Source organism: Candidatus Cloacimonadota bacterium, assembly GCA_020532085.1.
Classification (GTDB): domain Bacteria; phylum Cloacimonadota; class Cloacimonadia; order Cloacimonadales; family Cloacimonadaceae; genus Syntrophosphaera.
Genome location: JAJBAV010000070.1, coordinates 1 through 5382 on the forward strand (window position 1 = coordinate 1; position 5382 = coordinate 5382).

Sequence of the window (5382 nt, forward strand, 5' to 3'; positions counted from 1 at the left end):
TCTGCCCAGGCCCGAAACAATATTTCACCTCAAGTCACGCTGTCGCTTCCTTGCCCTTTTTGACGATGTCCCTCTGACCTTCCGGGGGAGGCGGGGGAACAGTCTCACCACCTGCCAGCTTCGTAATCGCGCTGAACTGAGGCGGACAGGCCGCGAAGCAGGCACCGCAGCGGATGCATTTATCCTGCTGAATGATGTGAACCTGTTTCTTCGCGCTGATGATCGCATCAACGGGGCATCTCCGCGCACAGGTCATGCAGGCCTGACACTTCTGGGGATCGATGTAGTACGACAGCTTCTCGCTGAACAGCTTCTCGACCTCCTCCGTCGTGAACAGCTTTTCCACTTCCTCTTGGCTGTACAACGGAGTCCCCAGCTTGTCGTTCGTCATCACCTTGATGTAGGGGATCTGCCCGTAAAGCTCCCCAAGCCGGGCATCGAGATCTTCCTTCGCGATTCCCTCCTTGACGCCGAGAGGACCGATTTCCTTGATCGTCTTGACGAAGGCGTTGACGCAGTCCGCATAAAGGTTCGCTTCCGCCCCGGACATGAAGTTCAGCCGCAGGCGCTCGGGATCCATCCCGATGCGCTCCAGAAGCTTCTTCCCCAGGGCCACCATGTTCTGAGCATGGTAATTGCCGTTCGTGATGTAGTTGCACTCCCCGAGGTGGCATCCGCCGACGAACACCCCGTCGCAGCCGTTCATGAAGGCACGAAGTATATGGGTTAAATCTACCCGTCCCGTGCACATGACACGGACCAGCCTCATTTCGTGTGTATATTGCAGTCTGGAAACTCCAGCCAGGTCAGCGGCACCGTATGCTCACCAGTGGCAAACGAAGCCGATGATCCGAGGCTTAAATTTTTCAGCCATTTCTTTCTCCTTCCTGAGATTCTTTCTTGCTGATTCTCAACGGCCGGCTGCACCCTACTGGACTTCAGCCGCCACCTGTTCCGGAACGATCGCATCGATCTGGGCCATAAGCTCATCTTCCGTATAGTGCTTCAGATAAATCGCACCCGTCGGACACATGGCATTACAGAGGCCGTCACCCTTGCACAGAACGGGATTCATCGTCGCCTTCCGCCCCTGCTTGGTCTCGCGCATTTCGATCGCGCCGTAGGTGCACACCGATGCGCAGGAACCGCAACCCATGCACTTCTTCTCATTCACCTCGCAGACCGAACCGGAGGCCGCGACCGTATCACGGGACAGCAGCGTCAGGACCCGACCGGCGCAGCCGTAAGCCTGGTTGATCGTTTCCGTGATGTGCTTGGGATACTGAGCCAGACCGCAGAGGAACACGCCGTCGGTGGCGAACTCCACCGGCCTCAGTTTCACGTGGGCTTCCTTGAAGAAGCCGTCCAGGCTCAAAACAACCTTGAACTGCGCCGCCACTTCCTTCGTCGCTTCCGATGGAAGCGTGGCGGCGGACAATACGAGATAATCGGCATCCAGGGCCATATACTGACCCAGAATCGGATCGGGAACCGTCACCCGCAGCACGGGCCGCCCTTCCTCAACAACCGGTTCCACCTGGGGGGAATCCGCCGGTTCAAAGCGGATAAATTTCACATCCATCTCCGAAGCCTGACGGTAATAATCTTCGGAAAACCCGTAGGTCCTCATATCCCGGAACAGGATGTAGATATCCATTTCGGGATTCTTTTCCCTCAGCTTCAGGGCATTCTTGATGGCATGGGTACAGCAGATCCTCGAACAGTAATTCCGGTCCTCGTTTCTGCAACCTACGCACTGGATCATCACCAGAGACTGGGCATTGGCAATCGCCTCGTCTCCTCCGGCAATCTTCTCCTCCAGTTCCAGCTGCGTCATGACCCGTTCGTCCTGGCCGTAGAGGTATTCGGTCGGTTTGTATTCCTCCGCACCGATCGCAAGGACGGACGCCCCATGTTTGATCTCCGTGGTTCCCCGCGGAGACTTTACCGTCGTGACGAAGTTCCCGATGTAACCCGCGGCCTCCAGAATGGTCGCATCCGTGTAGACATGCACCCGGGGGTTCGAGTAGATCTTCTGCTTCAGCTCAACCAGGTAGGCCTGAACATCCAGCCCCTCCAGCGTATAATAGACCCGGTTGGCGTTGCCGCCCAGGTCCTTCCCCTTTTCGATCAGGTAAACCTCATGCCCCTGGTCGGCAATGGACAGGGAGCAGACCATACCGGCCACCCCACCGCCAACGACCAGGGCGTTGTTGTTCACGGGCAGATCGAATTCCTGCAGGGGCTGCAGCATACGGGCCCGGGCTACGGACATCCGCGTGAGGTCCTTGGCCTTCTGCGTGGCCTCTTCCTTTTCCTTCTGGTGCACCCAGGAGTTGTGCTCCCGGATATTCGCCATTTCATAATAGTACTGGTTGATCCCCGCCTCCCGGACCGTATCCCGGAACAGAGGCTCCAGGGTTCTGGGCGAACAGGCAGAAATGATCACACGGTTGAGCCCAAGCTCCCTGGTCTTATCGGAGATCTCCTGGGCGGAGTTCGTCGCGCACGAGAAAAGCTGCTCCTGGGCGTAGACCACGTTGGGCAGGGTCAGGGCGTATTCGACAACCTCGGGGACATTGACGATCCTGCCGATGTTCGCCCCGCAGTGGCACACAAAGACGCCGATCTTCGGCTCTTCCGCGGACACATCACGCTCTTCCGGATAGATCCGCTCCGTGGACAAATTGCCCCGACGGTAATCGAGAAGCTCGCCGATCTGGGATCCAGCCCCGCTGGCGCTGAAAACAGACTCGGGAATGTCCAGCGGACCCTGGAAGCCGCCGCTGACAAAAATACCCGGCTTCGTCGTCTGGATGGGATTTGTGAGATCCGTCTTGGCAAAACCGTGCTCATTGAGCTCAATGCCGAACTTTTCCGCCATCTCAAGATAATTCTTGGGAGGAGCCAGGCCCACGGCTAAAACAACCATGTCGAACTCCTCTTCCTTGACCCCTTCGTCAGGCGTGGAGTACCGAAGGATGACATTCTTGGTGACCGGGTCCTCACGGACGATGGAAACATAGCTGCGAATGAACCGGATGCCGTCCAGGGCCTGGGTCCTGTCGACATAACGCTCAAAATCCTTCCCATAGGAACGGACATCGTTATGGAAGATCGTGCACTCCGCCGTCGCGTCGTGGTCCTTGGTCAGGATCGCATGCTTCTGGCTGTAGGTGCAGCATACCATGGAGCAGTAGCTGTTTTCCCCTTCGGTCACCCGGCGGGAGCCGATGCAGGAAAGCCAGGCGATCTTGTGGGGATGCTTCAGGTCCGAAGCCCGCAGGATCTCCCCGCCGTAGGGACCGGTGGATCCCAGTAGACGCTCGAAATCCATCCCCGTGACCACATTGGCGAACTCGCCGTAGTGGTATTCCGCTTTCACCTTGGGATCAAAGGGCTCCACGCCGGCCGCCATGATAATGGCCCCCACCTTGATGTCCACAAACTCTTCGGTCTGCTTCAAATCAATGGCGTCCGCCTTGCAAACGGCTTGGCAGATCTTGCACTTCTCTTCCTTCAGATAAAGGCAGCTCTCGTCGATATAGGTGATCAACGGAATGGCCTGGGCAAAGTAGACATGGATGGCCTTGTTCTTCGAGATCTCCTGGTTGTATTGATCGGGATAAACGACGGGGCAGTACTCCACGCAGGTGCCGCACCCCGTGCACTTGTCCTCGATGATGTATCTGGGTTTTCTCCTTAATGTGATACTGAAATTCCCCGCCTCTCCCTTGACGCGATCCACTTCCGTGTACGTCAGAACCTCTATGTTTGGATGCCGGCCGACCTCGACCAGTTTGGGTGCGAGAATTCACATGGAGCAGTCGTTGGTGGGGAAGGTCTTGTCCAGCTGGGCCATGTGGCCGCCGATGCTGGGTGACGTCTCCACCAGGAATACCCTGAAACCCGCGGTGGCAAGATCGAGGGAAGCCTGAATGCCGCTGATCCCACCGCCGACGACCATTACGTCTCCAAAATTGTTCTTTTCTTTTTCCATTTATATACCCTCAGCGAATTTGATGAATTCGTGAAAAAAAAATGTCTCATCCTCTATGTTCTAGATCAGTTCCGCAATCACTTCCGAGATCTCCCTGACCTCGATCTTCTCGTCAAACCCCATGGTCACCCGGCTGTCCTCGAAGTTCGTGATGCAGTACGGACACGCCGTCACCAGCACCTCCGCGCCGACGCCCACGGCCTGCTCAATCCGAAGATCGCAGAAGCGCTCGCCCTTGACCGTTTCCATCCAGATCCGCCCTCCACCGCCGCCGCAGCACAGGCTGTCGGCGTGGTGCTCCGGAAGCTCCGTAAACTCCGCGCCGGGAACGGACTTCAAAACCTCCCGCGGCTCTTCATAGATGCCGTTGTGGCGGCCCAGGTAACAGGGGTCGTGCCACGTCAGCTTCTTGGCATATTCACCATTAAGAGTGATTTTCCCTTCCCTGATAAGCTCAGCCAGGAACTGGGATATATGGACGATCTCGAAGTTCACCCGGAACTCCGGGTATTCGTTCTTGAAGGTGTGGTAGCAATGGGGGGAGGACACCAGGATCTTCTTCACCCCGGCGTCGACAAAGGCCTTAATGTTTTCCTTGGCCAGACGCTGGAAGACCTCCTCGTCGCCCGCCTTGCGGATGCTCTCCCCGCAGCAGACCTCCTTCTCTCCCAGAATGCCGAAATTCACCCCCGCCTTCTGCAGGATCTTCGCCGTGGCCACGGCCACCCTCTTCATCCGAGGGTCATAGCAGGCGTAGCAGTCCGGAAAATAGAGGATGTCCATGTCCTCGGTGAACTCCGGAACGTTCAGACCCTTGGCCCAATCCGCCCTCTTCCCCCGCTCTTCGTTCAGGGGGTTCCCCGAACCCACGAGGCTGCCTCGAATGGATTTGATGGGCAGAACGGAATGGGGAAATACCCCGTATTCCGTGGCGATCCTCCGCAGGGCAACACCGGATTCGATCTGTTTCACGTCCCTCGGGCACTGCTGGGGACATCTCCCGCAGGTGGTGCAGCGCCACATGTCTTCGCTCTCAATGTCCGTCAAGCCGAAGGTGGCCTCACGAACCAGCTTGCGCATACTGAAGGTCGTCACCCGGTTCCAGGGACAAACGCTGTCGCACAACCCGCACTGAAAGCATCGTTTGAAGGCGTCCCCACCGTGCGATTTCACTTCGGCGATAATCTCTTTGTAAGGAGCTATAGTCTCCATCGATTTCCTTCCTTAATAATAATCCTGTTTTCGACTTCTTCCTCCGGCGCAGGGGCCGTCGCTTGCCCTTCCCGTACCGGATTATGCCGGAAAATCCTCATGGATGTTGTCAAGTTAAGGATTTACAGACTCTTATTCCTTGATCTGCATCCGGGCGAAGGTATCCTTCA

General features: G+C 56.9%; 3 protein-coding genes. All 3 read right to left on the reverse strand.

Annotated elements, in window-relative coordinates; all coding sequences use genetic code 11:
- Nucleotides 1-34: 34 nt before the first annotated feature.
- Genes LHW45_10890 through LHW45_10900 form a run of 3 tightly spaced genes read right to left on the reverse strand, consistent with a single transcriptional unit; the run spans nucleotide 35 to nucleotide 5212 of the window.
- Nucleotides 35-874 carry a hydrogenase iron-sulfur subunit gene (locus tag LHW45_10890; GenBank protein MCB5286076.1) on the reverse strand — a complete coding sequence of 280 codons (840 nt, stop codon included), beginning with the start codon at nucleotides 872-874 and terminating at the stop codon, nucleotides 35-37.
- A 54-nt stretch (nucleotides 875-928) separates the two neighbouring features.
- Entirely contained in the window at nucleotides 929-4000 is a 3072-nt protein-coding gene (locus tag LHW45_10895) for an FAD-dependent oxidoreductase (protein MCB5286077.1), read from the reverse strand.
- Nucleotides 4001-4060: 60 nt separating this feature from the next.
- Nucleotides 4061-5212, reverse strand: a complete 1152-nt coding sequence (locus tag LHW45_10900; protein MCB5286078.1) for a (Fe-S)-binding protein — start codon at nucleotides 5210-5212, stop codon at nucleotides 4061-4063.
- Nucleotides 5213-5382 lie beyond the last annotated feature (170 nt).

Bases quoted from the DNA above. Each gene is read 5' to 3' on its own strand.
- LHW45_10900 (MCB5286078.1), bottom strand. From the start codon at position 5,212: ATGGAGACTATAGCTCCTTACAAAGAGATTATCGCCGAAGTGAAATCG.